23 protein-coding genes are annotated in these 26,962 nt (G+C 70.5%); 11 read left to right on the forward strand and 12 right to left on the reverse strand.

Annotation, left to right across the window (positions count from 1 at the left end):
* Nucleotides 1–25: 25 nt before the first annotated feature.
* Both ACWF82_RS15490 and ACWF82_RS15495 read right to left on the reverse strand, forming a co-directional pair.
* Nucleotides 26–1,573 (reverse strand): glycerol-3-phosphate dehydrogenase/oxidase, encoded by a 1,548-nt coding sequence (locus ACWF82_RS15490; RefSeq protein ID WP_452501636.1) that lies wholly within the window; start codon nucleotides 1,571–1,573, stop codon nucleotides 26–28.
* Entirely contained in the window at nucleotides 1,563–2,183 is a 621-nt protein-coding gene (locus tag ACWF82_RS15495) for a TetR/AcrR family transcriptional regulator (protein ID WP_452501638.1), read from the reverse strand. The genes ACWF82_RS15490 and ACWF82_RS15495 overlap by 11 nt, the downstream gene beginning before the upstream one ends.
* A gap of 193 nt (nucleotides 2,184–2,376) precedes the next feature.
* On the opposite strand from ACWF82_RS15495, the gene ACWF82_RS15500 reads away from it, so the two are divergent.
* Both ACWF82_RS15500 and ACWF82_RS15505 read left to right on the forward strand, forming a co-directional pair.
* Nucleotides 2,377–4,005 (forward strand): FAD-binding oxidoreductase, encoded by a 1,629-nt coding sequence (locus ACWF82_RS15500; protein WP_452501640.1) that lies wholly within the window; start codon nucleotides 2,377–2,379, stop codon nucleotides 4,003–4,005.
* Nucleotides 4,006–4,081: 76 nt separating this feature from the next.
* On the forward strand, nucleotides 4,082–5,032 hold the full coding sequence (locus tag ACWF82_RS15505) for a YegS/Rv2252/BmrU family lipid kinase (RefSeq protein WP_452501642.1): 951 nt from the start codon (nucleotides 4,082–4,084) through the stop codon (nucleotides 5,030–5,032).
* A 98-nt stretch (nucleotides 5,033–5,130) separates the two neighbouring features.
* On the opposite strand, the gene ACWF82_RS15510 is transcribed toward ACWF82_RS15505, so the two are convergent.
* Nucleotides 5,131–5,826: an AAA family ATPase gene (locus ACWF82_RS15510; protein WP_452501644.1), complete on the reverse strand. Its 696-nt coding sequence runs from the start codon at nucleotides 5,824–5,826 to the stop codon at nucleotides 5,131–5,133.
* A 310-nt stretch (nucleotides 5,827–6,136) separates the two neighbouring features.
* Between ACWF82_RS15510 and ACWF82_RS15515 the strand changes: the two genes are divergently transcribed.
* The 9 genes from ACWF82_RS15515 to proB all read left to right on the forward strand — a co-directional run bounded on the left by ACWF82_RS15515 (nucleotide 6,137) and on the right by proB (nucleotide 18,408).
* Nucleotides 6,137–8,815 (forward strand): valine--tRNA ligase, encoded by a 2,679-nt coding sequence (locus ACWF82_RS15515; RefSeq protein WP_452501646.1) that lies wholly within the window; start codon nucleotides 6,137–6,139, stop codon nucleotides 8,813–8,815.
* A gap of 86 nt (nucleotides 8,816–8,901) precedes the next feature.
* Nucleotides 8,902–10,272, forward strand: a complete 1,371-nt coding sequence (folC, locus tag ACWF82_RS15520; RefSeq protein WP_452501742.1) for a bifunctional tetrahydrofolate synthase/dihydrofolate synthase — start codon at nucleotides 8,902–8,904, stop codon at nucleotides 10,270–10,272.
* Nucleotides 10,269–10,694, forward strand: a complete 426-nt coding sequence (locus ACWF82_RS15525) for a DUF4233 domain-containing protein (protein WP_452501648.1) — start codon at nucleotides 10,269–10,271, stop codon at nucleotides 10,692–10,694. Before folC ends, ACWF82_RS15525 begins: the two co-directional genes overlap by 4 nt.
* 9 nt (nucleotides 10,695–10,703) lie before the next feature.
* The gene (ndk, locus tag ACWF82_RS15530; RefSeq protein ID WP_218721467.1) at nucleotides 10,704–11,120 is read left to right on the forward strand and encodes a nucleoside-diphosphate kinase; all 417 of its coding nucleotides are present in this window, start codon (nucleotides 10,704–10,706) and stop codon (nucleotides 11,118–11,120) included.
* Between the two features lie 489 nt (nucleotides 11,121–11,609).
* Nucleotides 11,610–14,759, forward strand: coding sequence for a translation initiation factor IF-2 N-terminal domain-containing protein (locus tag ACWF82_RS15535; RefSeq protein ID WP_452501650.1), 3,150 nt, complete (start codon nucleotides 11,610–11,612; stop codon nucleotides 14,757–14,759).
* 227 nt (nucleotides 14,760–14,986) lie between these two features.
* Nucleotides 14,987–15,298 carry a 50S ribosomal protein L21 gene (gene rplU / locus ACWF82_RS15540; RefSeq protein ID WP_110039506.1) on the forward strand — a complete coding sequence of 104 codons (312 nt, stop codon included), beginning with the start codon at nucleotides 14,987–14,989 and terminating at the stop codon, nucleotides 15,296–15,298.
* A 22-nt stretch (nucleotides 15,299–15,320) separates the two neighbouring features.
* Nucleotides 15,321–15,587 carry a 50S ribosomal protein L27 gene (rpmA, locus tag ACWF82_RS15545; RefSeq protein ID WP_067486232.1) on the forward strand — a complete coding sequence of 89 codons (267 nt, stop codon included), beginning with the start codon at nucleotides 15,321–15,323 and terminating at the stop codon, nucleotides 15,585–15,587.
* 121 nt (nucleotides 15,588–15,708) lie between these two features.
* A complete protein-coding gene (gene obgE / locus ACWF82_RS15550) occupies nucleotides 15,709–17,163 on the forward strand; it encodes a GTPase ObgE (RefSeq protein WP_452501651.1) in 1,455 nt (484 codons plus the stop codon).
* 129 nt (nucleotides 17,164–17,292) lie between these two features.
* The gene (proB, locus tag ACWF82_RS15555; protein ID WP_444543807.1) at nucleotides 17,293–18,408 is read left to right on the forward strand and encodes a glutamate 5-kinase; all 1,116 of its coding nucleotides are present in this window, start codon (nucleotides 17,293–17,295) and stop codon (nucleotides 18,406–18,408) included.
* On the opposite strand, the gene ACWF82_RS15560 is transcribed toward proB, so the two are convergent.
* The 9 genes from ACWF82_RS15560 to ACWF82_RS15600 form a co-directional block, all read right to left on the reverse strand.
* Nucleotides 18,398–18,706, reverse strand: coding sequence for a DUF6191 domain-containing protein (locus tag ACWF82_RS15560; RefSeq protein ID WP_452501654.1), 309 nt, complete (start codon nucleotides 18,704–18,706; stop codon nucleotides 18,398–18,400). The two genes, proB and ACWF82_RS15560, sit on opposite strands and share 11 nt — an antisense overlap.
* A gap of 33 nt (nucleotides 18,707–18,739) precedes the next feature.
* Nucleotides 18,740–20,296, reverse strand: a complete 1,557-nt coding sequence (locus ACWF82_RS15565) for a hypothetical protein (RefSeq protein ID WP_452501655.1) — start codon at nucleotides 20,294–20,296, stop codon at nucleotides 18,740–18,742.
* Nucleotides 20,296–20,667: a hypothetical protein gene (locus ACWF82_RS15570; protein ID WP_452501657.1), complete on the reverse strand. Its 372-nt coding sequence runs from the start codon at nucleotides 20,665–20,667 to the stop codon at nucleotides 20,296–20,298. The genes ACWF82_RS15565 and ACWF82_RS15570 overlap by 1 nt, the downstream gene beginning before the upstream one ends.
* 34 nt (nucleotides 20,668–20,701) lie before the next feature.
* Entirely contained in the window at nucleotides 20,702–21,436 is a 735-nt protein-coding gene (locus ACWF82_RS15575; RefSeq protein ID WP_452501659.1) for an ESX secretion-associated protein EspG, read from the reverse strand.
* A 160-nt stretch (nucleotides 21,437–21,596) separates the two neighbouring features.
* Entirely contained in the window at nucleotides 21,597–22,547 is a 951-nt protein-coding gene (locus ACWF82_RS15580; RefSeq protein ID WP_452501661.1) for a D-isomer specific 2-hydroxyacid dehydrogenase family protein, read from the reverse strand.
* A gap of 80 nt (nucleotides 22,548–22,627) precedes the next feature.
* Complete coding sequence (gene ligD / locus ACWF82_RS15585; RefSeq protein ID WP_452501663.1) at nucleotides 22,628–23,587, reverse strand: non-homologous end-joining DNA ligase; 960 nt, start codon at nucleotides 23,585–23,587, stop codon at nucleotides 22,628–22,630.
* Nucleotides 23,588–23,652: 65 nt separating this feature from the next.
* Entirely contained in the window at nucleotides 23,653–25,824 is a 2,172-nt protein-coding gene (locus ACWF82_RS15590) for an MMPL family transporter (RefSeq protein WP_452501665.1), read from the reverse strand.
* A gap of 28 nt (nucleotides 25,825–25,852) precedes the next feature.
* Nucleotides 25,853–26,290 (reverse strand): EXLDI protein, encoded by a 438-nt coding sequence (locus ACWF82_RS15595; RefSeq protein WP_452501667.1) that lies wholly within the window; start codon nucleotides 26,288–26,290, stop codon nucleotides 25,853–25,855.
* A 215-nt stretch (nucleotides 26,291–26,505) separates the two neighbouring features.
* Nucleotides 26,506–26,895, reverse strand: a complete 390-nt coding sequence (locus tag ACWF82_RS15600) for a hypothetical protein (protein WP_452501669.1) — start codon at nucleotides 26,893–26,895, stop codon at nucleotides 26,506–26,508.
* Between the last annotated feature and the right edge of the window lie 67 nt (nucleotides 26,896–26,962).

The raw sequence follows: 26,962 nt of genomic DNA on the forward strand, positions 1-26,962 counted from the left end.
GGTCGCCGACGGGTGATCGTGCCGGTCAGCTGCCGACGACAGCCCGGGCGAAGGCGGCTTCCGCGGCGGGGAGGGCGGCGGCGCGGTCGGACGGGACAAGGCCGATGCGGGAGCGCCGGTCGAGTAGGTCGTCGACGGTGAGGGCGCCCTCCTGGCTGATGGCGAAGTCGAATTCGGCGGCGGTGACGTCGATTCCGGGCGCGACCGGTACGCGCAGGGCGGGGTCGGCCAGCCAGGCCGAGACGATCTGGCCCGCCTCGCTGCCGTAGCGCTCGATGAGTACCGGGGGCGCGTCGATGCGGTCGCGGGCCGCGCCCGCGACCGCGCCGACCAGGGGAAGGCGGGTCGTGCGGCAGGGCGAGGCGGGCAGTGCGGCGTGGGCGACGGCGGCGTCGACGGCGTCCTGGGCCATCTGGCGGTAGGTGGTGAGCTTGCCGCCGACGACGGTGATGAGACCGTCGGGGGAGGTGAGGACCGCGTGCTCGCGGGAGATGTCGGCGGTGCTGTCGTCGGCGGTCTTCAGCAGCGGGCGCAGGCCGGCGAAGCGGCCGCGGATGTCGGCGCGGGTCAGCGGTTCGCGCAGCGCGGTGTTGATGGTGTCGAGCAGGAAGTCGATCTCGGCTTCGGTGGGCTGCGGCTCGTCGGGGATCGGGCCGGGCGCGTCCTCGTCGGTGAGACCGAGGTAGACGCGGCCGTGCGCGGCCGGGAGCGCGAAGACGAAGCGGCTGATGCTGCCGGGGACCGGCACCGTCAGCGCCGCGCTCAGACCGCCGAACGCGGCGGCGTCGAACACCAGGTGGGTGCCGCGGCTCGGCCGCAGTTCGATGCTGTGGTCGACCTCGCCCGCCCACACGCCGGTCGCGTTGATCACCGCGCGCGCCCGCACGGTCAGCGTCTCGCCGGTGCGGGTGTCGCGCAGCTGGACCGAATCGCCGGTCGCGGCAACGGCTTCCATCCGGGTGAGCACCGTCGCGCCCGCGGCGGCCGCGGTGCGGGCCAGCGCGACGACCAGGCGCGCGTCGTCGACGAGCTGACCGTCCCAGGCCTGCAGACCACCGCGCAGCCCCTCGCGGCGCACGGTCGGTGCCAGCCGCAGCGCCTCGGCGGCGGCGACCCGGCGCGAGCGCGGCAGGGTGTCGGCGGAGGTGCGGGCGGCGACGCGCAGGGCGTCACCGGCGGCGAAACCCGCACGGATGAGCGAACTCTGGGCCGTCTTGATGCCCGGCAGCAGCGGCACCAGCTGGGGGAGCGGGCGCACCAGGTGCGGCGCGGTGGTCCGCAGCAGGATGCCGCGCTCGACCGCGCTCTCGTGCGCGATGCCGACCCGCCCGCTCGCCAGGTACCGCAGGCCCCCGTGCACCAGCTTCGAACTCCAGCGGCTGGTGCCGAACGCGAAGTCGGCGCGCTCGACCAGCAGGGTGCGCAGGCCACGGGACGCGGCGTCGAGGGCGACACCGGCGCCGGTCACGCCACCGCCGATCACCAGGACGTCGACTTCGGGTCGATCGCCGAGGGCGGTCAGGTCGGCGGTGCGGCGGGTCGCGTTGAGGGCGAACGTCGAATCAGGAGTCATCACAGTCCTTGTCGCGTGGCGGGAGCAGGTAACCCTCGATCGCCCTCGACAGCTCCGCGTCGAACTGCGCACCGGCCAGCAGCGGCTCCACCGTGCCCGCGGACTGCACCGCGGACTGGGTGATGAGCAGCAGCATGGCCGCCATCTGCTCGGCATCGCCCGCACGGATCGATCCGTCGTCGTGGCCGAGCCGGATCGCGGTCGCGAACAGCTCGATCAGCGTGCGCTGGTTGCGCCCCAACCGTCCGAACACATAGGTGAGCATCAGATCGGTGTCGGTGCGGAAGATCTTGGCGAACACCGCGTTCGCCCGGATCGCCGCCGCACCGGCGACGATGCCACGGACCAGCCGGTCCCGGCCGAGGCCGACATCGGGCATGGTCTCGCCGACGATCGTGCGTAGCTCGCGCACGAGCAGTTCGGCGATCAGCGACCCGGTGTCGGGCCAGCGCCGGTACACCGTCGGCCTGCTGACCCCGGCGCGGCGCGCCACCTCGGTGAGGGTGGTGCGACGGACACCGAAGTCGACGACGCAGGCCCGCGTGGCATCGAGAATCGCCACGTCGGTGGGCGAGAGTTGCTCGTCCGCGTTGGTCGCGATTTCGATCATCGTGCTTCACCCCGGTGTGTTCGGCGGCGCCGGATCCGGTGCCGTGGTCGAGCTGGAACGCTCAAGGGTATCGAGCGGACCAGCGGGGTCGGTGTCGTGAATGCGGGGCAGTGACATCCGACAGCGGTCGGATGCCGGCTCGAGGACTTATCGTACTGGTTACTGCTTGACACTATATGTCAGAATGTAACGCATGGTCGAGACGCAACCCGAAAATCCCGGTGCCACCACCCTGCAGCCGAGTATGGTGTGGGACGCCTGGGGTGTCCCCGCTGGACACCAGCCCCTGTCGGCGCAGATCCGCGGCCTGCTCGCGCAGGTGTTCGGTATCTCGGGCGAGCCGGTGGCGCGTCGCGACGAGGGCGACGTGCCGCTGCGCCCCGCCACTCTCACGGCCGACGATCGGGCCGGGCTCACGGCCATTGTCGGTGACGAACATCTCAGCACCGCCGATGTCGTCCGGCTGCGCCACGCGGGCGGCAAGAGCACCCCGGATCTGTTGCGCCGCCGGGCCGACGGCCCGCAGGACGCGCCCGACGCGATCCTTTTCCCCGCCGATCACGCCCAGGTCCTGGCATTGCTGACTTATTGCTCCGAGCACGGCATCGCCGTCGTCCCGTTCGGCGGCGGCACCAGCGTGGTCGGCGGTGTTGATCCGGTGCGCGGGCGGTTCGCGACCGTCGTCGCGCTGGATCTGCGCAGGCTCGACACCGTCACCGGCGTCGACCCGGTCAGCGGCCTGGCGACCCTGGGCGCCGGTCTCGCCGGGCCGCGGGCGGAGGCGCTGCTCGGCGAGCACGGGCTCTCGCTCGGGCACTTCCCGCAGAGCTTCGAGTTCGCGACCATCGGTGGGTTCGCGGCGACCAGGTCGTCGGGTCAGGCCTCGGCGGGCTACGGCCGCTTCGACGACATGGTCGAGCGACTGGTCGTCGCCACCCCGCAGGGCACCGTCGAACTCGGGCGGGCACCCGCCTCGGCCGCCGGACCTGACCTGCGTGAGTTGTTCGTCGGCTCCGAGGGCACCCTCGGCATCATCACCTCGGTGACGCTGCGCGTGCATCCGGTCCCGGAAACCACTGCCTACCAGGCCTGGTCGTTCCCCGACTTCGCCACCGGCGCGGCCGCGCTGCGCTCGCTGGTGCAGACCGGCGCGGCGCCGACGGTGCTGCGGCTGTCCGACGAAGCCGAGACCGGGCTGAACCTCGCCCGCTCCGGCGACGTCGGCGGCGCCTCAGTCGCGGGCTGCCTGGCCATCACCACCTACGAGGGCACCGAGGAGCACGTCGCCGCCCGCGCGCTGGAGGCGAGCGGGCTGCTGACCGCCGCGGGCGGCACCGCGCTCGGTGCGGCGCCCGCCCAGCAGTGGGAGCACGGCCGCTTCGCCGCGCCGTACCTGCGTGACGCGCTGCTCGACGTCGGCGTGCTGTGCGAGACCCTGGAAACCGCGACCACCTGGGCGAACCTGTCGAACCTGAAGACCAAGGTCACCGGCGCGCTGATGGATTCGCTCGGCGCGCAGGGCACGCCCGCGCTGGTGATGTGCCACATCTCGCACACCTACCCGACCGGCGCCTCGCTGTACTTCACCGTCGTCGCCAAGCAGCTCGACGACCCGATCGCGCAGTGGCACATCGCCAAGTCCGCGGTCGGTGACGCGATCATCGCCGCGGGCGGCACCATCACCCATCACCACGCCGTCGGCGCCGACCATCGTCCGTGGATGTCGGCCGAGGTCGGCGACCTGGGCGTTCGCGTCTTGCGCGCGGTGAAACGCGAACTCGACCCCGCCGGGGTGCTCAATCCTGGAAAGCTGGTGCCGTGAGGGAGCTTTGGCGAGTGAACCGGATGCACAGCGCGCGTTCGCGCACGACGGAGCCGAGCGCCGGCGAGGTGGAGTCGTGAGCGAACTATCGGTGCGGCGGGTCCTCGTCGTCACGAATCCGCATTCGGGTGCGGGGCGTGGTGACGGCGTCGCCGAGGCGGTGCTGGAGCGGCTGCTGGCCCAGGGTGTCGAGGTGGCCGAGGTGCGGGCGCCCAGCGCGGCCGAATCGGTCGAGCAGGTCAGGGCGGCCGTCCAGAGTGAGCTCAGGCGGCCCGACGCGGTGATCTGCGTCGGCGGTGACGGGCTGATGAACGTGCTGCTGGCCGCGGTCGCGCACAGCACCGTGCCGCTCGGTCTGGTGCCCGCCGGCACCGGCAACGACCTGGCCAGGGAGCTCGGCATCCCGACCGGCAACCCGGAGGCGGCCACCGACATCGTGCTGCGCGGCCGGGTTCGCCACATCGATCTCGGCCGGATCGAGTCGACGTACGCGACACCAACCTGGTTCGCCACCGTCGTCGGCACCGGCTTCGACGCGCGGGTCACCCTGCGCGCCAACAAGATGCGTTACCCGCGCGGCCCGCTGCGCTACACCGTCGCCGCGGTGGCCGAGTTGATGCGCGGCTACACGCTGCCGTTCACCATCGAGCTGTCGGGCCTCGCGCCCGGCGCGCTCGACAACCCCGACGGCGAACAGGCGGTGATCCACACCGATGCCGTGATGGCCCCGATCGGCAACACCCGCACCTATGGCGGCGGCATGCTGGTCTGCCCGGAGGCGCTCGCCGACGACGGCTACCTCGACATCACCGTGGTCGGCGCGGTTTCCCGGCTCGAGATGGCGCGGCTGCTGCCCGCGCTGTCGGCGGGCAAGCGCATCGACCATCCGTCGACCAAGCGCTACCGGGCGCGGCGGATCACCGTCACCGCCGATGGCGGCTACGCCACGGCCGACGGCGAACCGGCAGGGATGCTGCCGGTCACCGTGCAGGCGATGCCGGGCGCGCTGACGGTGCTGGTGCCGTAGAGCCGGCGCGGACCGCCCGCGCTGAACATGCACCGATCGCTCGGGCGGTCCCGATTCCGGCCGACGGCGGGATGGTGAATGTTCAGCGCGGTGGTGCCCTAGGCGGCGTCGAAGGTGATGCGGGTGACCGCGCTGAGAGTCGGCCGGTCGACGATCACCACCGACGCCGAGTCCAGCGACTCCGGGACCGTCGATACCGGGCCGCGCGCGCCAAGGGACTGCATCATCCGCTCCCATCGGCGGCAGTGCGCGGAGAACGCCACGCTGTTGACCCGCCTGCCCCGGGTGACCTGCCCGTGCCTGGCCTGCGTCGGCGGCACATCGATCAGCACCATGTGCAGTTCGCGGCGCCCGGCCTCCGCCCAGCGGGCGATCATCCGGCGGCTCCAGGCGAACGTCGCGCAGTCGTGGATAGCCACCGGGCCGTCGGCGGCGCGCAGCGCGTCGCGGATCGCGCGGTAGTGCGCCAGGTGCACCAGCGGCCGCCACAGCGGATACGGCAGCAGGCCGAGCCGGTGCCGCAACCGGTTGCGGGTGTGATTCGAATCGAGCACCAGCGCACCCGAAGCCGTGCGCACCGGCTCCTCGGCGTCGGGACCGGCGGCGAAGAAGCGATGTAGCGCAGTGGATTTGCCCGCGCCGGGCACGCCGGCGAAGACCAGCACGCTGGCGGCGGGGTAGTGGAGCTGGTCGACTTCGCCCGCGCGTAGGTCCACCAGTGCGTGGGGAGCGATGATCCGCGGCGGCGCGGATCGGGGCGGGGGAGTCGCGGCGGAATCGAGCGGGGGCGTCACCCTCTCCAGACTCCGGGAAAGCGGACAATTCGGCAATCCGGGATTACCCGGATGTGCGGCGGAGACGCCTGGCTCACAACAACTTCCGCGTGTCGTTGTGCCCAGGTGACAAATTGCCGCCCGGTCATTGGGAGAAGCTGAGAATTGCCTATGGATCCTCCGGGTCGTGGTGAATCGCCGGTAGTATCACAGGGGTAGACGGAGTCTTCGGTGTCCCTCATCCACCGAAGATTCCGTCTCTGTTTTTCTTCGGGTCTTCCCGCCGGAGGTGGTGGTAAGTCGCGTTGGTAGCGCCCCTTAGGATTGGGGCGTGACCAGCGCAGCCCCAGACAACTCGCGTAATCGTGCCGATGCCCTGCCCAAGAGCTGGAACCCCAGCGAGGTAGAGGCCGACCTGTACGAGGGCTGGGTAGATGCCGGATACTTCGGCGCCGACGCGACCAGCGGCAAGCCCGCCTACTCGATCGTGCTGCCGCCGCCGAACGTCACCGGCACCCTGCACATGGGCCACGCCCTCGACCACACCCTCATGGACACCCTCACCCGCCGCAAGCGGATGCAGGGCTACGAGGTGCTGTGGCTGCCCGGCATGGATCACGCGGGCATCGCGACCCAGACCGTGGTGGAGAAGCAGCTCGCCGCCGACGGCAAGACCAAAGAGGACTTCGGCCGCGAGCTGTTCATCGACAAGGTGTGGGACTGGAAGCGCGAGTCCGGTGGCGCCATCCAGTGGCAGATGCGCGCGCTCGGCGACGGCGTCGACTGGAGCCGCGACCGCTTCACCATGGACGAGGGCCTCTCGCGCGCCGTCCGCACCATCTTCAAGCGCATGTACGACGCCGGCCTGATCTACCGGGCCGAGCGCCTGGTGAACTGGTCGCCGGTGCTGAAGACCGGCATCTCCGACCTCGAGGTCGACTACAAGGACGTCGAGGGCGAGCTGGTCTCGCTGCGCTACGGCTCGCTCGACGACAACGAACCGCACGTCGTCGTCGCCACCACGCGCGTCGAGACGATGCTCGGTGACACCGCGGTGGCCGTGCACCCCGACGATCCGCGCTACGCCGCGATGATCGGCTCGACCGTCTACCACCCGATCACCGGCACCCAGATCCCGGTCATCGCCGACGACTACGTCGACCCGGAGTTCGGTACCGGCGCGGTGAAGATCACCCCCGCGCACGACCCCAACGACTTCGAGATGGGCCTGCGGCACAACCTGCCGATGCCGACGATCATGGACGAGGGCGGCCGGATCACCGGCACCGGAACCGAATTCGACGGCATGGACCGCTTCGAGGCACGCGTGAAGGTGCGCGAGCGCCTCGCGGCCGAGGGTCGCGTCGTCGCGCAGAAGCGGCCGTACACGCACAGCGTCGGCCACTCCGAGCGCTCCGGCGAGCCGATCGAGCCGCGCCTGTCGATGCAGTGGTGGGTCAAGGTGGAGTCGCTGGCCAAGGCCGCCGGCGACGCCGTCCGCGACGGTGACGTGAAGATCCACCCCGCCAGCCAGGAACCGCGCTGGTTCGACTGGGTCGACAACATGCACGACTGGTGCATCTCGCGCCAGCTGTGGTGGGGTCACCGCATCCCGATCTGGTACGGCCCCGAGGGCGAGATCGTGTGCCTGGGCCCGGACGAGGAAGCGCCCGAGGGCTGGGTGCAGGACCCGGACGTGCTCGACACCTGGTTCTCCTCCGGCCTGTGGCCGTTCTCCACGATGGGCTGGCCCGAGGCCACCCCGGAACTGGCGAAGTTCTATCCGACCAGCGTGCTCGTCACCGGCTACGACATCCTGTTCTTCTGGGTGGCCAGGATGATGATGTTCGGCATGTTCGTCAGCGACGACCCGGCGCTCACGGTCGGCAAGGGCGGGCAGAAGCAGGTGCCGTTCGAGGACGTCTTCCTGCACGGCCTGATCCGCGACCAGTACGGCAAGAAGATGTCGAAGTCGCGCGGCAACGGCATCGACCCGCTGGACTGGATCAACTCCTACGGCGCCGACGCGCTGCGCTTCACCCTGGCCCGCGGCGCCCAGCCCGGCGGCGACCTCTCGGTCGGCGAACCGCACGCGCTGGCCTCGCGCAGCTTCGTCACCAAGCTGTTCAACGCCACCAAGTTCGCGCTGATGAACGGCGCGCGCTCCGGCGAGCTGCCGCCCCGCGAGACCCTCACCGACACCGATCGCTGGATCGTCGACCGGCTCGACGAGGTGCGCGCCGAGGTCGACGCCGCGTTCGACGCCTACGAGTTCGGCAAGGCCTGCGAGGCGCTGTACCACTTCGCCTGGGACGAACTGTGCGACTGGTACCTGGAGCTGTCGAAGGTGCAGTTCGCCGAGTCCGACGCGCGCGCCGAGAGCACCGCGGTGGTGCTCGGCACGGTCCTCGACGCGGTGCTGCGCCTGCTGCACCCGGTGATCCCGTTCGTCACCGAGACCCTGTGGAAGGCGCTGACCGGCGGTGAATCGGTGGTCGTCGCCCCGTGGCCCGCCGCGAGCGGCATCGCCACCGACACCGTCGCCGCGCAGCGCGTCGCCGACACGCAGCGCCTGATCACCGAGATCCGCCGCTTCCGCAGCGACCAGGGCCTGGCCGACAAGCAGAAGGTGAAGGCCACACTGGTCGGCCTGGACGAGGCCGGGCTCGGCGCGTTCGCCGGCCCGGTGGCCAACCTGGCCCGGCTGACCGAACCGGGTGACGACTTCGCCACCACCGCCGAGGTGCAGGTCCGCCTGTCCGGCGCGACGGTCACCGTGCAGCTCGACACCTCCGGCGCGATCGACCTCGACGCCGAACGCCGCAGGCTGGAAAAGGATCTCGCGGTCGCGCAGAAGGACCTCGACACCACAACGGCCAAGCTGGGCAACGAGGCGTTCCTGGCCAAGGCCCCGCAGCAGGTCGTCGACAAGATCACCGGCCGTCGGGATGTGGCCGCGGCCGAAGTCGCGCGCATCGGCGCCCGCCTGGCGGAGCTGAGCGGCAAGTGAACGACGAGCCGGAGCCGCAGTACGAAGCCGACGACCACCGCCCGGCTCCACTCGGCGCCGGGCCGTCGCCGGTCGACCTGGCCGAGATGGCGCTGGTCGAGGCCGAGCTGGACAAGCGCTGGCCGGAGACCAAGATCGAGCCGTCGCTGACCCGGATCGCCACGCTGATGGACCTGCTCGGCAACCCGCAGCGCAGCTACCCGGCGATCCACGTCGCGGGCACCAACGGCAAGACGTCGGTGACCAGGATGATCGACGCCCTGCTCACCGCGCTGCACCGGCGCACCGGCCGGATCACCAGCCCGCACCTGCAGCTGGCGACCGAGCGGATCAGCATCGACAACGCCCCGATCAGCCCGGCCCGCTACGTGGAGACCTTCCGCGAACTCGAGCCCTACATCGGGATGATCGATCAGCAGTCCGCGGCGGCAGGCGGCCCGGCGATGAGCAAGTTCGAGGTGCTCACCGGCATGGCGTACGCCGCGTTCGCCGAGGCGCCGGTCGACGTGGCCGTCGTGGAGACCGGCATGGGCGGCACCTGGGACGCCACCAATGTGATCGACGGGCAGGTCGCGGTGATCACCCCGATCGGCCTCGACCACACCGAGTACCTCGGCCCCGACCTGGCCTCGATCGCCGGGGAGAAGGCCGGGATCATCAAGCGCGCGCCCGAGGCGCTGATCCCCGTCGACACCGTCGCGGTGATCGCCGAGCAGGAGCCCGAGGTGATGGACGTGCTGCTGCGCAGGGCCGTCGAGGTCGACGCCGCGGTGGCCCGCGAGGGCGCGGAGTTCCGGGTGCTGGAGCGGGCCGTCGCCGTCGGCGGTCAGCTGCTGACCCTGCAGGGACTCGGCGGCGTCTACGACGAGATCTTCCTGCCGCTGCACGGCGAGCATCAGGCCCGCAACGCCTCGCTCGCGCTGGCCGCGGTGGAGGCGTTCTTCGGCGCGGGCGCGGATCGGCAGCTCGACATCGAGGCGGTGCGCGCCGGTTTCGCGAGCGCGGCCAGCCCCGGCCGGATGGAACGGATGCGCAACGCGCCGACCATCTTCATCGACGCGGCGCACAATCCCGCCGGCGCGCAGGCGCTCGCGAACACCCTCACCAGCGAGTTCGACTTCCGCAAGCTGGTCGGCGTCGTCGCCGTGCTCGCGGACAAGGACGCGGCGGGCATCCTCGACGCGCTGGAGCCGGTGTTCGACGAGATCGTGGTCACCAGCAACGGTTCGCCGCGGTCCATGGAGGTCGACGCGCTCGCCGACCTGGCCGTACAGCGCTTCGGCGACGAGCGGGTGATCACCGCCGACACCCTGCCCGATGCCCTGGAATCGGCGATCGCGCTGGCCGAGCAGGCGGGCGACGACGGTGACGTGATCTCCGGCGCCGGTGTCGTCGTCACCGGTTCGGTGGTGACCGCGGGCGCCGCGCGCGCTCTCTTCGGAAAGGGTCCGGCATGAGTGAGGTTCCACCCCCTGCTACCGACCCGTGGAAGGGTCTGCGCGGGGTCATGGCGGGCACCCTGGTCCTCGAGGCCATCGTGGTGCTGCTGGCGCTGCCGGTGGTCGCCGACGTCGGCGGCGGGATCACCTGGTTCTCCGGCACCTATCTCGTGGTGCTGGCGGTGCTGATGATCCTCGGCGCCGGCGTGCAGCGGAAGCCGTGGGCGATCCCGTTCAACCTCGGCCTGCAGGTGCTGCTGCTGGCAGGCACGTTCATCCACCTCTCGATCGGGATCATCGGCCTGGTGTTCGCCGCGGTGTGGGCGTTCATCCTCGTCCTGCGCTCGGACGTGCAGCGCCGGATGGACGCGGGCCTGCTGCCCAGTCAGCGGATGGGCCGAACTGATACGAGTTCGGCTCAGGGCGGCGACGCCGGTTAGAGTGGCGCCGTGACTGAGCAGACTTTGGTACTCATCAAGCCGGACGGCGTCTCCCGTGGCCTCGTCGGTGAGGTGCTCGCCCGCATCGAGCGCAAGGGCCTGACCCTCGAGGCGCTGGAGCTGAAGAACGTGTCGACCGAGCTCGCCGAAGAGCACTACGCCGAGCACGCCGAGCGCCCGTTCTTCGGATCCCTGATCGAGTTCATCACCTCGGGCCCCGTCGTCGCGGCCGTGCTGTCGGGCCCCCGCGCGATCGCGGCGTTCCGTCAGCTCGCCGGTGGCACCGACCCGGTCGAGAAGGCCACTCCGGGCACCATCCGCGGTGACTTCGGGCTGGAGACCCAGTTCAACCTCGTTCACGGTTCCGACTCGCCCGAGTCCGCCAAGCGCGAGATCGCGCTCTGGTTCCCCGAATTTCCTGCCTGATTCGCGCTGTACTCGCTCGTCGCGTCCGGTGCGGGCGCGACGGGCTCAAGCGGTGCGAGGTTCGCGTGAGTTGCGCCGATGGCGATCCCCGCGCGAACCGTATGGGATACTGACTACGGATGTGTTCGACGCCGATGCTCAAACAGGGCGGTTGGTGACAGCTTGTCGCGCAGGTACGCGACAGCGGTGCCGGACATGACCGGATGACACCGCGGTTGGATGCCGATCATCGCTGCCACGGACGACCCTGTTGCTGGGGTTGCCCGCGCAGGCACGCTGGATGAGCGCTCGGAGCGTGGCGTCACGCCGCACAGCCAGGCGCCGCGTGACCGGTTGGCCCGCCAGATCGATCGAGGTGAGACCGGACACGCGGGGCGAGACCAGATGACCCTCGTACCATCGGGTACGAGGTGCACGGACGATGCCCCCGCGTCGGCCGCGTCACTCCCGTACCGGGGATGGACGCGCCCGGGGGCCCGAGGAGACTTCGTGGCCGATACAGAGCCGCTGGACACAACACAACAGGATGCCGATCAATTGCCGGAGCGAATTCGAGTTCATGCACTGGCCAAGCGGTTGGGAGTGACCAGCAAACGCATCCTGGCCAAACTGGCCGAGCTGGGGGCCGAGGCCCGCAGCGTTCAATCGAATGTGGATCGCGCCGTCGCCGAGACGGTGCGCGACGCGATCGCCGCCGCTGACGCCGACACCGGCGAATCCCCGGCATCCACCACCGCGGCGGCTGACAAGCCGTCGACCGCCCCCGTCGCCGAGCAGCCGGCCGACACGACCACCGCCCCCGCGCCGATGTTCTCGGCACCCGAGGTCGCGCGCACCGACGAAGTGTTCGCCGCGATGGCCGACGACGCGCACACCGGCCTGTTCACCCACCGGACCACCGAGGCGCCTGCCCCGGCCCCGGCCGAGCCGGTGACCTTCGAGGCGCCCGCCTTCACGGCGCCGCTGTTCCTGCCGCCGGACGCCACCGCCGCCGAGGAGGCCCGCAAGCGCCGCCGCGCCGAGCGGACCGTCAAGCGCGCCGAGGAGCCCGTCGAGGAGGCCGAGCCCGAGACCGACACGGTCGAGGACGAGTCCGCCGACGTCGATGCCGCCGGTGACCACGATGCCGACGGTCAGCCGCGGCGCCGTCGTCGTGGCCGTCGTGGTCGCGGCCGTGGTCGTGGCGAGCAGTCCGCCGACGGCGAGGACACCGATACCGACGACACCGAGGACGACACCGCCCCGGCAGCCGAAGCCGCCACCGACGAGGTCGAGCAGGCCGAAGACGTCGAGACCGACACCGAGGACGAGGACGACGCGCAGCCCGATGGCGCGAGCCGTCGCCGTCGCCGTCGCCGCCGCCGCAAGGTCGGCGGGGAATCCGGCGAGGCCGACACGTCCTCGGAGGACGATCCGCCGAACACCGTCGTGCACGAGCGCGAGCCGCGCAACAAGAGCCGTAGCCGGTCCGGGTCCGACGAGGTGCAGGGCATCTCCGGTTCCACCCGGCTCGAGGCCAAGCGCCAGCGCCGCCGCGACGGCCGCGAGGCCGGGCGCCGTCGTCCGCCGATCCTGACCGAGTCGGAGTTCCTGGCCCGTCGCGAGGCGGTCGACCGGGTGATGGTCGTGCGGGAGAAGGCGTTCGACGCCGCCGAGCACGCGCCGGGGCACCAGATCACCACCCAGGTGGCGGTGCTCGAGGACAACATCCTCGTCGAGCACTTCGTGACCAGTTCCGGCCAGGCGTCGATGGTGGGCAACGTCTACCTCGGCAAGGTGCAGAACGTGCTGCCCAGCATGGAGGCGGCGTTCATCGACATCGGCCGTGGCCGCAACGGCGTGCTCTACGCCGGTGAGGTGAACTGGGACGCCGCCGGTCTCGGCGGCAAGGAACGCAAGATCGAGCAGGCGCTCAAGCCCGGCGATCAGGTGCTGGTGCAGGTGTCCAAGGACCCGGTCGGTCACAAGGGCGCCCGCCTCACCACTCAGATCTCCCTCGCGGGTCGCTTCCTGGTGTACGTGCCGGGCGGTACCTCCACCGGGATCAGCCGCAAGCTGCCCGACACCGAGCGCAAGCGGCTCAAGGAGATCCTGCGCGAAATCGTGCCCGCCGACGCCGGTGTGATCATCCGGACCGCGTCCGAGGGTGTCAGCGAGCCCGAGCTGGCGCGCGACGTCGAGCGGCTGCAGGCCACCTGGCGCACCATCGAAGAGGCAGCGGCCAAGGAGTCCAACGCGCCCAAGGCCCTCTACGAGGAGCCGGACCTGCTGGTCAAGGTCATCCGCGACCTGTTCAACGAGGACTTCTCCAAGCTGGTCATCGAAGGTGAGCGCGCGTGGAGCACCGTCGAGAACTACGTGCGCACCGTCGCGCCGGACCTGCTGCCGCGGGTGAACCGGCACGAGAACAACGGTGTCGACGTGTTCGAGACCCTGCGCATCGACGAGCAGCTGGCCAAGGCGCTCGACCGCAAGGTGTGGCTGCCCTCGGGCGGCACCCTGGTGATCGATCGCACCGAGGCGATGACCGTCGTCGACGTCAACACCGGCAAGTTCACCGGTTCGGGGTCGAGCAACCTGGAGGAGACCGTCACCAGGAACAACCTGGAGGCGGCCGAGGAGATCGTGCGCCAGATGCGGCTGCGCGACATCGGCGGCATGATCGTCGTCGACTTCATCGACATGGTGCTCGAATCCAACCGTGACCTGGTGCTGCGCCGCCTCACCGAGGCACTGGGCCGGGATCGCACCCGCCACCAGGTCTCGGAGGTGACCTCGCTCGGCCTGGTCCAGATGACCCGCAAGAAGCTGGGCACCGGACTGGTCGAGGCGTTCTCCACCACCTGTGAGCACTGCCACGGTCGCGGCATCCTCGTGCACTCCTACCCGGTGGACGCCGGGTCGGGTACCGACGAGCAGGCGGGCCGGGCCAAGGAGGGCGGTTCGCGCCGTCGCCGCGGCAAGGACAAGGGCCAGGACAAGCAGGCCGCGTCCGCCGCGCCGTCGACCAACGGCACCGCACCCGCCGCCGAGCACGGTGAGGAGGACATCGCGGTCAAGCGGGCCCATCCGGTCGCGCTCGCGATGGCCGCCCACCACGGTGAGGACGCCGACGAGGCGACGACGGCCCCGGCCGGGGAGGTCGCGGTCGAGGAGACCGTCGCCGCCGAGCCCACCCGGCGTTCGCGGTCGCGGTCGCGCCGGTCGAGCCGGAGTGCGGCGGCCAGTGAGCAGGCCGCCGAGAGCCAGGCGCTGACCGGGGTCATCCCGGCCGAGGCGGAAGCCCCGGTCGAGGAGCCCGCGGCACCGGTCGAGCCGGCGGAGGTGGCCACCGAACCGGCGGCCGCCGAGGTCGAGCCCGAGGCCGCACCGGCCGAGCCCGAACCGGAAGAGGCCGAGCAGGCCCCCGTCGCCGAGGAGCCCGCTCCGCGCGCGCCCCGCAGGCGTCGCGTGGCCCGGTCGACGGCCGCTCCGGCAGCCGACAGTGCGGGCGCGGTGTTCGTGCTCTCAGCGAACGAACAGCCGCCGGCGGCAGCCGTGGTGGACTTCGCCGCCGAGCCGGTGATCGTCCCGGAACGGAAGCCGCGCCGTCGCGCGGTGGCGCGTCCCGCGGGCGCGCCTGCCGCCGAAACGAAGTAACCGCAGGCCCCCGATTCGGCCCTGACCGGCCGAATTGGGGGAGGGGTTGCCATTCTGGTAACCTAGGTCGGTCGCTGCCCCGCGATTGGGCATCTGGCCGAACGGCCGGATGATTCCGCAGGCAGCCAACAGTTCTTCCCCCGCTCTGCGGGGATGAGCCCAGAAATACACGTCGCAGCTGTGGCGTGGACATGTGCAGGACCAACGTGAGTGGAGGAAGCCGACCGATGGCAGCGTACGCAATCGTCAAGACCGGCGGAAAGCAGTACAAGGTCGCGGTCGGTGACCTGGTGAAGGTCGAGAAGATCGAGGGCGAGCCCGGCACCGCCGTGGCCCTGACCCCGGTTCTCGTCGTCGACGGCGCCGATCTGACCACCGACGCCGACAAGCTGGCCAAGATCTCCGTGGCCGCCGAGGTCGTCGACCAGACCAAGGGTCCGAAGATCCGGATCCACAAGTTCAAGAACAAGACCGGCTACCACAAGCGCCAGGGTCACCGTCAGCCGCTGACGGTCATCAAGGTCACCGGCATCAAGTAAGACATCCCGAGGAGACGAAGCAATGGCACATAAGAAGGGTGCATCCAGCTCCCGGAACGGTCGTGATTCGAACGCCCAGCGCCTCGGCGTGAAGCGCTTCGGTGGCCAGAAGGTCAGCGCGGGCGAGATCCTCGTCCGTCAGCGCGGAACCCACTTCCACCCCGGCGTGAACGTCGGTCGTGGCGGCGACGACACCCTGTTCGCCCTCGCGGCGGGCGCGGTCGAGTTCGGCACCAAGCGTGGCCGCAAGACCGTCAACATCGTCGTCCCGGAGCCGGTCCAGGCCTGACCGCCTGGAGCGTCAGCTCCCCACGGACACCGGAGCGGGTCAGGGTTGTTTCCCTGACCCGCTCCGTCGTGTTCGCCCACCCTTACCGCAATCGACCAGTCAGAAGGAGGAGGATCAACCCATGTCCAAATTCATCGACCGCGTCGTGCTGCATGTTCGTGCCGGTAGAGGTGGACACGGTTGCGCCTCGGTGCATCGTGAGAAGTTCAAGCCGTTGGGTGGACCCGACGGCGGCAACGGCGGCAACGGCGGGGACGTGATCCTCGAAGTCGACGGCAACGTCCACACCCTGCTCGATTTCCATTTCCACCCGCACGCCAAGGCGGGCAGCGGCAAGCCCGGCGAGGGCGGCAACCGTGACGGCAAGATGGGCACCGATCTGGTGCTGAAGGTGCCCGACGGCACCGTCGTCGTCGACAAGGACGGGGAGGTCGTTGTCGACCTCGTCGGTGTCGGCAACCGGTTCGTCGTCGCCAAGGGCGGCCGAGGTGGTCTCGGCAACGCCTCGCTGGCTTCCAAGGCGCGCAAGGCCCCCGGTTTCGCGCTGCTCGGTGAAGAGGGCGAAGAGCTCGACCTGGTCCTGGAGCTGAAGTCGGTCGCCGACGTCGGCCTGGTCGGGTTCCCGTCGGCGGGCAAGTCCTCGCTGGTCTCGGTGCTCTCCGCGGCCAAGCCGAAGATCGCCGACTACCCGTTCACCACGCTGGTCCCGAACCTGGGCGTTGTCGCCAGTGGCGATACGACGTTCACCGTCGCCGACGTGCCGGGTCTGATTCCCGGCGCCAGCGACGGCCGTGGCCTCGGCCTGGACTTCCTGCGCCACCTCGAGCGCTGCGCGGTGCTCGCGCACGTCGTCGACTGCGCGACCCTGGAACCGGGCCGCGATCCGGTCTCCGACGTCGACGCGCTCGAGGCCGAGCTGGCCGCCTACAAGCCAGCCCTGGCCGGTGACGCCAGCCTGGGCGACCTGGCCGACCGCCCCCGCGTTGTCATCCTCAACAAGACCGACGTCCCCGACGCCGCCGAACTGGCCGAGATGGTGACCTCCGAGTTCACCGAACGCGGCTGGCCGGTGTTCGAGATCTCCGCGGTGAGCCGCGCCGGTCTGCGTCCGCTGACCTTCGCGCTGGCCGACATGGTCCGCCAGTATCGCGAAGATCACCCGAAGGCCGCCCCGAAGCGCGCGGTGATCCGCCCGATCGCGACCGACGAGTCCGGTTTCAGCGTCATCGCCGACCCGCAGGAGCCCGGTGGCTTCATCGTGCGCGGTACCCGCCCGGAGCGCTGGGTGCGCCAGACCCAGTTCGACAACGACGAAGCCGTCGGCTACCTGGCCGACCGCCTGGCCCGCCTCGGCGTCGAGGCCGCGCTGGTCAAGCAGGGCGCCGAGCCGGGTTGCTCGGTGACGATCGGCGACGTGTCGTTCGAGTGGGAGCCGCAGGTGTCCGCCGGTGTCGACATCGTGCCGACCGGCCGTGGTACCGACCTGCGACTGGAGAACAACGACCGCGTCGGCGCTGCCGAGCGCAAGCTCGCCTCGCGTGCGCGTCGCGGCTTGCTCGACGAAGACGGGAAGTAGGGGTCCGGCCGCGTCGGCGCCGGCCGAAAACCGGTGTCGCGCGCGGCCGTTCGATCGGCATACTGCGGTGGGTCACCGGCATGAGCTGGGACCGTCGACGACGGTGATCGCGGTGCAGGGAGTAAGGCAATGCAGGTGAGTTCGGAGTTGAGTGCGGCGCGCCAGGCCATCGTGTCGGCGCGCGCGGTCGTGGTGAAGATCGGTTCGTCGGCGCTGACCAGCCTCGAGGGCGGTCTCGACACCGATCGGCTCGACCGGCTGGCCGATGCCGTCGAAGCGCGCATGCGTGCCGGGTCGGACGTGGTTGTCGTGTCCTCGGGCGCGATCGGCGCGGGCATCGCGCCGCTCGGATTGTCCCGCAGGCCCAAGGATCTGGCGACCAAGCAGGCCGCTGCCAGCGTCGGCCAGCTGGCCCTGGCACACGCCTGGGGTACCTCGTTCGCCCGCTACGACCGCACCGTCGGTCAGGTCCTGCTCTCCGCCGACGACTTCGCCCGTCGCGAGCACCACCGCAACGCCCAGCGCACCCTCGACCGGTTGCGTTCGCTCGGCGCGATCGCGGTGGTCAACGAGAACGACACCGTGGCGACGGAAGAGATCCGCTTCGGCGACAACGACCGCCTCGCCGCCCTGGTGGCGCACCTGGTCGGCGCCGACGCCCTGATCCTGCTGTCGGACGTCTCGGGCCTCTACGACGGCGATCCCCGCAAGGGCGCCGCGAACTTCATTCCCGAGGTGCGCAGCAGCGCCGACCTCGACGGCGTCATCGCGGGCAGCGGCGGCGCGCTCGGCACCGGCGGCATGGCCTCGAAACTGTCCGCCGCCCGCCTCGCCGCCGACGCGGGCATCCCCGTCCTGCTCGCCTCGGCCGCCGACGCCGCGACCGCGCTCGCCGACGGCACCGTCGGCACCGCCTTCGCCGCCCGCCCGGTTCGCCTCTCCGGCCGCAAGTTCTGGGTCCGCCACGCCGCCGACACCCGCGGCTCGGTCCTCATCGACGCGGGCGCCGTCGAAGCCGTCGCCAAACGCCGCTCCCTGCTCGCCGCGGGCATCACCGGCGTCCGCGGCCGCTTCTTCGGCGGCGACGTCGTCGACCTGGTCAGCCCCGACAACCGCGTGGTAGCCCGCGGCGTAGTCGAATACGACAGCACCGAACTGTCCACCATGCTCGGCCGCTCCACCACCGAACTCCCCGACACCATGCAGCGCCCGGTCATCCACGCCGACGACCTGGTCAAGGTCTGACGCCCGCAGTCTCGTCCTCCGGGGACGGATTCACCCCACGCAGGTAGACCGTTCGCGTGTCGAGGTCGAGCTCACGGCCCGAGCCTGCCTCGACACGCACCAACTGCTTGGATTCACGTTCCTCGACAACGTGTTTGGACGCCGGATCGAACAGGTCGTCCACCACCCCCAGCATGCCGGGCGCGGCACCGGTGGTTCTGCGTATCTTGCGCCAGTAGATCCAGCCTCGCCGCTCCGCCCACAGTGCGAGCTGGTCGAGTCCGATCACGGTCGCGGCGAAGGTCACCGAGAACAGCAAGTACTCCGCTGCGTCCTCCCTGTCCGGCGGTGATCACCGCCGCGGCGGGATGACGCCGGGCTGGTCGAGATCGATCGGTGGTGCGGGTGGCGGCGTAACCGGTTGCGGGCCAGGGACATTCGCACCAGGAATGGGGCCGGTGATACCCGGTTGTCCACCCGGATCGACCGCGCCCCCGGGCACCGGCGGTGCCGGGTTGACCGCATGCGGCTCGGGCGCGCGGGGTGCGGGCTCAGGTGCGGGTGGTTCCGGCGCGGGCTGTTCCGAGGTGGGCGCGGGAGCTTGCGGCGCCGGTTCAGGTGCTCGCGGTGCGGGCTGCGGTGCAGAGGTTTCCGGTTGCGGCGCGGGCTGTTCCGAAGTGGGTGCGGGAGCTTGCGGCGCCGGTTCAGGTGCTCGTGGTGCGGGCTGCGGCGCAGGTTGTTCCGAAGCGGGTGCGGGGGTTTGCGGCGCTGGTTCGGGGGCCTGCGGTGCTGATGTTTCGGGTTGCGGTGCAGGCTGCTCCGAGGTGGGCGGAAGAGTCTGCGGCGCCGGTTCCGGGGGTGCCGGTGTGGGCTGCGGTGTTGATGGTTCCGGTTGTGGCGCAGGCTGTTCCGAGGTCGGCGCGGGGGTCTGCGGTGCCGGTTGTCCGGTGGTGGGCGATGGCGGCTGCTCCGGTGTCGTCGGGGCGGGTGCCGGTTGTTCTGTGGTCGGCGGTGCCGGTGTCGGGGCAGGTTGTTCCGTCGTCTTCGGGACGGGCGTCTCCGAGTCCGGTTGCGCCGGTGACTGTCCCGAGTCCGGTGGAGCGGGGGTCTGGCTCGACGGCGCGGGGGTGGTTCCCGGCTGAGTGGGTTCGGTGCTCGGGGCGGATGGTGCGGGCGTCGTCGTCGGTTCCGGACTCCGGCTCGGTGCGGGACTCTCCCCGCTCGGCGGAGTCTGCGTACCAGGTGCCGCCGCGCCGGGAGTCTGCGAGGTACCGCCCTGTGCCGGCTCACCCTGCGGTGCGCCGGATTCCACGGCTCCTTCCGGCGTCGAGCCGTTGCGCGAACCCCCCTGCCCCGCAGGCGAACCCTGGGCGGTCCCCGGCGCCGCGGGCAACGCGGGCACCCCGGTCCCGGCCAGCGTGTACGCGGGCTTGTAGATCATGTTCATCGCCAGCACCGCCTCCTGGCGCAGCGCTTCGGCCGCCATCTGGGCGTCGATGACATGCGCGGCCTCGAGCAACCGCGCGATGGTCCCGATCGGCCCGGATCCGCCGGGCGCGACCACCGCGAGCTTCACCGCTTCCGCGGCGGCAGCGACCCCGCCGAGGCGGGCGCCGACCTCGCCGAACACCCCGGCCAGCTCGTCGAGCGCGGCCGCGAAGCTGCGGGTACTGGCGAAGGCGGCATCGGCGGCGGCGCCCTCCCAGCCGGTCTCCTCGATGACCCGCTCGGCATTGGACCTGGTCAGCGGCATGGAAGTGGTGAGGGCGGCGGCACTCTCGATCCAGGCCATCGACGCGCCGAGCACGGCGGCCGCGTCGATCTGCTGGGTGCGCGCGTAGATCTGCTCGTGCGGCATGGACTCGAAATGCTCCATCGCACCGATGTAGGTGGGGTCGGTGCCGCTCATCAGCGCAGCCTCGTCTCGACGGCGCGCAGTGCCGCGGCCGCGGCGGCATCGGCCTCGTCCAGCAGACCGCCGCTGAGCAGGAACGCCTCCTTCATCCGGTAGGCGGCTTCGATGTAGTGATCGATCAGGTCGGCGGCGTCACGCGCCTTGTGCGCGAAACCGGCCTGCAGCTGCTTGGCGGAGACGAAACCACCGAAGCCTTCTGCCTCGGAAGCGGATTCGAGCCGCTGCCGAAGCTGGGCGAGCCGATCGGCCTGCTGTTCGTAGAGGTCGGCGCACCGGCGCGCGGCATCGGGATCGAACTTCACGGTCCCCGCCGCGGCGGCGCTGCGGAACCGGGAGATCTCGGCTCTGCTGCTGTCGATCGTCATCGCGTCCCCTCCAGATCGTGCTTCGGCGTCCAGGCTAGCCGGACCTTCTGGTGTTCGAACTGTGCGCCGGTGCGAGCCTGCGCTGCAGTTGGGCGGCGAGCTGACCGGCCGCCGCCGGTACGACGTGCACGGTCTCGCCCGCGCGCAGCAGGTAGCGGCCGTCGCCTGCCACATCGATCCAGCTGTAGTGCACCGGCGGCGCCGGGGTGTCCCGGTCGAGCCCGGTCTCGATGCGGATATGGCCTTCGGCGGTGTGCGGCTTGCGCAGCAGCCGCTGGATCCGGGGGACGGCGGGATGGGCCGCGATCACGGTCTCCTCGTCGCGGACGGCGTCGGCATCGGCCTCGCGCGCCGGTTCGCGTCCGGGCGGTGTGTCGGGCAGGCAGGCCGCGACCCTGGCGCCGATCCCCGCGGTATGACCGATCGAAACACGCACGCTGCCACCGTAATCGGGGCGGGTGCCGGGTTCCTGGAGCACGAGCACCGCGTGGTCGAAGACCGAGCAGGCGAGCAGCCGGATCTCGCTGCCTGGGGTGTGCGCGCCGCCGACGAGCACGATCCTGGCGTGGGGTGCGGCGATGATCCGCAGGCAGGCGGCGAGGTCGGGGTCGCCGCCGCCGGGTAGTCGGTGATCGAGGCCGGCACGCAGGCGGGCGGCCTCGTACTCGGTGCGCGGCGACTCGAGCACCCGGATCGGGAAGGGCGTTCGGTCCTGACCGAATTCCCGCCACACGTGCGCGAATTCGTCAGCGCTGAAGGTCCATCCCATTGCCGATCCCATCCTTACCGAACCAGGACGAGCACAGCCTAACCGCAGTGTCCGATTCCGGCGCATCGATCACCCGCCAAACCTGCCGAATGGAACCTTCCTCACTCGGCTTCGCCACCCGCGGCCAGCTCGCTGCCCGGGGCGGCCGCGGCGGGATCGCTCAGTAGCCCCGCTCCGGCTCGACGATCGCGAGCAGCGGCTCGCCCGCCACGAACCGGGCGATATTCGCGCCGACATGATCGGCGAAGGCCGCCAGCCGCAGCTGCGGCGGATTCGAATCGTGCGGGGTGATGATCGCGTTCGGCAATGCCCACAGCGGATGCCCGTCCGGCAGCGGCTCCGGCTCGGTCACGTCGAGGCCGGCGCCGCCGATCACTCCCCGCGACAGGGCGCTGACCAGCGCGTCGGTATCGATCAGGCTGCCGCGAGCCACATTGACGACCCACGACGACGGCCGCAACCTGGCCAGCTCGTCCGCGCCGATCAGGTGCCGGGTCTGCGCCGTCGCGGGCGCGGCGACCACCACGTGGTCGGTATGCGACCACACCCGGCCCAGCTGCTCGGCGGGCACCGTCTCCACATCGGCCGGAATACCCGTGCCCGTCACCGGCCTGCCCGACCGGTTCACCGCGATCACGTGCGCACCCAGCGGCGCCAGCATCGGAATCAGCGCGCGCCCGATCCCGCCCGCGCCGACGATCGTCACCGTCTTGCCGCGCAACGACCCGACATGCGGGAAGAACTCGCGCTGCTGCCAGGACGTCGCCCGCAGATGCTCGGGCAGATAGCGCACGCCCGCCAGCAGCAGCATGAGCGCGTGCTCGGCGACGCTGTGCGAGAACGCGCCCGCCGCGGAGGTGAACAGCACGTCCGGGTGCGCGCGGAAGACGTCCGCGTCGAAGAAGTCCTCGATACCCGCGGCGGGCAGTTGTACCCAGCGCACCGTGGCGGGCAGCGTGGCGGGGAAGTCGCCGGCTGTGCCGGTCCAGATCAGCGCGTCGGCATCGGTGAGCTCGCCGACCTTCGCGCCCGCTCCGACGACGGCTTTCTCCAGCAGGCGCGGTGTCTGCCGGTCCGGCCCGATCGCGATCGTGGTGGCGGATTCCTGCACGGGTCCTCCTGTGTAGTGAACTGCTGCCGTCGCCGCGCGTGCGCGGACCCGGAGCCTCGATTCTTCCCCGTCGGGCGCGCTCACGATTCGTCGAGGTCGACGGGCTCGTCGATGCCGTGGCGGTCGGCCAGGTCGAGCAGGGGCGTGATGTCGAAGACGGCGTCGTCCATGTCCGCCTGGATGTCGCCGAGTTCGGCGTAGCGGGCGGGGACGGTCTCGATGGTGAAGTCGCGGGGATGGATGTCGTCGATCTCGGTCCAGCGCACCGGGGTCGACACCGTCGCCGCGGGCACGCCGCGGACCGAGTAGGCGGCGGCGATGGTGTGGTCGCGGGCGTTCTGGTTGTAGTCGACGAACAGCTGGGCCGGATCGCGATCGCGCCGCCACCAGGCCGTCGTCACGTCATCGGGTGCCCTGCGCTGCACCTCCTGCGCGAAGGCCAGCGCGGCCCTGCGGACCTGCTTGAACCCGTACTCGGGGGCGATCCGCACGTAGACGTGCAGGCCGGAGCCGCCGGAGGTCTTGGGCCAGCCGACCGCGCCCAGCTCGTCGAGGATCTCGTGCACCACCCCGGCGACCCGCTGCACCCGCGGCCACGGGCACTCCGGCATGGGGTCGAGGTCGATGCGCCATTCGTCGGGGGATTCGGTGTCGCTCGCCCGCGAATTCCACGGATGGAACTCGACCGTCGACATCTGCACCGCCCAGATCACGTCGGCGAGCTCCCGCACGCACAGTTCGTCGGCGTGTCTGCCGTAGCGCGGAAAGTACACGCGCACAGTCGAAATCCAGTCGGGGGCGCCGCCGGGCAGCCGCTTCTGGTGGATCTTCCCGCCGGGCAGGCCCTTCGGGAACCGGTGCAGCATGCACGGCCGGTCCCGCAGCGCGTTCACGATCCCGTCGCCCACGCTCAGGTAGTACCGCACCAGGTCGAGCTTGGTCGCGCCGAGCTCGGGGAAATACACCCGGTCCGGGTTGCTGACCCGCACCGTGTGCTCACCCACCGCCAGCTCGACCGCCGGTGTCGCAGACTTGGCCACCTGCGCAACGATAGACGAGCAGGTCCGCTCCCGGCGGGGGAGCGGACCTGCGGTGGGCGGGTGTGTCAGCCCTGGCGGCTCTCTGCCGGGGGCGTGTAGTAGCTCTCGGCGTAGGAGTACTCCGCCCAGCGGGGCGAGCGTTCCTCGTCGCTGTCGCCACCGTGTCCCGGCCACCAGGCGCGGCGCCCGAGCAGTGCCGTGACCGCCGGGGTGAAGAACAGCGCCATCACGAACGCGGCGATCGCGATGCCCACCGAGATGGCGAAGCCCATCTGCGACAGACTGCTGTTGCCCGCCAGCATCATCGAGGCGAAGGTGCCCGCCAGGATGAGTCCGGCCGCGGCCACCGTAGGCCCGGTGTGCCGCACGGCCAGCGCCGCCGCCTCGCGAGGCGTGTGCCCCTCGCGGGCTTCCTCCCGCAACCGGGCGACCATCAGGATGTTGTAGTCGGTGCCCAGCGCGACGACGAACAGGTACATGATCACCGGCAGCGTGAAGATCAGCCCGTGCTCGCCCTGGATCTGCTGGAACACCAGCACCGTCGCGCCGAGGGTCGCGGCGAAACCGAGGAATACCGAGGCCATCAGGTACCAGGGTGCGACGAGGCTGCGCAGCAGCAGCGCCAGCACGAGCATGATCAGGATCGCGGCCACCGGGAACACGATCCGGTAGTCGTGGTTCATCGCGTCCTCGAAGTCGACGTACACCGCGGTCATGCCACCGACCGCCGCCGTCGCCCCCGCGGGCGCCGCCTGATGGGCGACCTCGCGCAGCGGGCCTGCCACCGTATCCAGCGCGGTATCGGATTCCGGTGCGTTGGCCAGGGTGACCTGGAAGTTCGCGATCGTCCGGTCCGTCGAGAGCTGCGGCTGCCCGACCTGGCCGACGCCGTCGACCTGGGTCAGCGCCGTGCGATAGGCCGCCAGCTGGTCGTCGGCCAGCGGAGCGGTCGACCGCAGCAACACATCCGACGGTTGCGTCGCGCCCGCGGGCATCCCCTTGAGCAGTTCGGTGGTGAAGGCCACCGATTCGGAGGCGTCGGTGGTGGAGCCCGAGCTCAGATCGAAGGTCGGATTGAAGCCGACCGCGAACACCCCGAGCGCCACCAGCACACCACCGGAGGCGACGGCGAACACGCCGGGCCGCCTGCCCATCGCCGCGCCGATCGCGCCGAATCGGGCGCCCTTGGGCTCGATCTGCCAGGCCTTCGACGGCCAGAACACCTTGGTGCCGAGCAGCGAGACGATCGCGGGCACCAGCGTGAGCCCGGCCAGCAGTGCCACCGCGACCGCGATCGCCAGCGCGGGGCCGAGCGCACGGAACATCCCGAGGCTCGACAGCGTCAGCGCCATGAACGCGATGATCACCGCGGCCGCCGCCGACGTGATCGCCTCGCCGACCTTGGCGACGGCATTGACCATCGCGGTCTTCGGGTCGTCGCCTGCCCGCAGCCGTTCCCGGTAACGGAACATCAGGAACAGGATGTAGTCGGTGCCGACACCGAACAGCACGACCAGCAGGATCGAGTTCACCGAGGTATCGATCTCGAGGTCGAAGGCTGTGGCCGCCATGGCGATCAGGCCGCCGACCGTGCTCGAGATCGCACCGATGGTGACCACCGGCAGTAGCGCGATGACCGGGCTGCGGAAGATGATCAGCAGCAGCACCAGGATCAGCACGATCGTGGCGATGCCGATGATCGCCATGCCCTTCTCGCCCTGCTCGGTCTGGTCGAGGGTCTGCGCTGCCGTGCCGGTGATGCCAGCCTTCAATCCGGTGTCACGCACCTGCTCTTTCAGGTGCTCGCGCAGGCTCTTCACCGCCTCGCCCTGCGTCTTGTCGGCCGCGTCGGTCAGCTTGGTCATCTGCACCGCGATGACCTGGACCAGGCGGTTCTCCGACGGCGGTGTCACCTGGATTCCGGTGACGCCCTTGATGTTCTGCGCGGTCAGCGCGGACGCGGCGGCGCTCACTGTCGCCGAGTCGGCCTCGGTCAGCGCCGCGCCGTCGGCCCGCACCGCCACGATGAGTGCCGCGGGCGCGGCGTGCTGCGGAAATGCCTGCTCCTGCAGCTTCATCGCCTGGATCGACTCGTAATGCGAAGGCAGGAACTCGGATTGGTCGGTGGTCGCGGTGAGGGCGGGCGCCGTCGACAACACGGCGACGATCGCGATCACCCACAGGCCGATCACTTTCCACGGATGGTGGACGACGACGCGCCCCAGTCTGGCGAACATGGTGGGAGGTCCTTTCCGGGCCTGGAAGTCAGATGTCGAGGTCCTGGATCAGCGGGTGGCTGACGCGGTCGACGATGGTCAGGTAGACCTTCGGCGGGACCTGATCGCGCAGCGCCTCGAGCGAGTCGACCACCTCGACGGTGAAGTCGCCCCAGTCCTGCTCCCCGATGCCGACCATCGCGCGCCAGTTCTTCCAGTCCTTGGTCCAGTTCTCGGGCAGCGAGAAGGCCGACCACTCGGCGGTCTGCTTCTGCACCACGAAGTTGCCCTTGCGGGTGAGGAACACCCGGACGACCTCGACGGCCTTCTTGGTCACCTGCCGTGACTCGCCGACCTTGCGGCCGGTGAATCGCTGGGTGCGCCCGCCACCGGGGCCGACCTTCACGTCGATCAGGCCGAATCCGTCCGCGGTGGGCTTGACGGTGTCCACGATCGCGGGTGCCTCGGTGTGCGTTTCGGTGGTCATTGAACACTCCAATTCGATAAGTGCGTGCGCATATGGGCATGGGTGTACGAGCGGCGAGCCCCTTGCTTCGGCTCGTCGTCGTGGTCGATGTGCGGTTGTGCGGCGACTCCGCGTCCCGTCCGTCCCACTATAAGTAGATGTATACGTATAGGGCAAGAGTCAAAAAAAGTCCGCACGGATCGACTCCGTGCGGACCGCTCGCGCGCGGCGCGAAACTACAGCTCATAGACCCCGAACGCCCGGTTCTGGATACACATCGGCATCACGTGGACCCGCTCGGTCCATTCGAATTTGGCTGCGGCCTCGACGGTTCCGCGTTCGTCGACGCACACGCTCGCGGTGCCCGGCATCGTCAGCGGGTTCAGCACGATCAGCGGGATTCCCGCGTGGATGTTGCTGTAGAGGCCGCCGCTGAAGCACAGCGGGGTGATCGCGATGCCGCGCCGCGCGCTCTCGCGGTCGGCGGCGGCCCGGGCGCCCGGCACACCGGCGCAGTCGAGCGGGTTCTCGTTCGACGCCTGGGCGGGAACGGTCAGCAGCGTGAATCCGGCCGCACAGCCCGCGGCGACGGCCATCAGAGATCGAGCGAATGAGGTCCTGGTCATAGCCGCATTGAAGCACTGCTGGCGGGTCGGACCCACAATCGACGGCGGCGTGTCGAGGAGGGGAGTC

This window comes from Nocardia sp. NPDC055053, assembly GCF_053608285.1.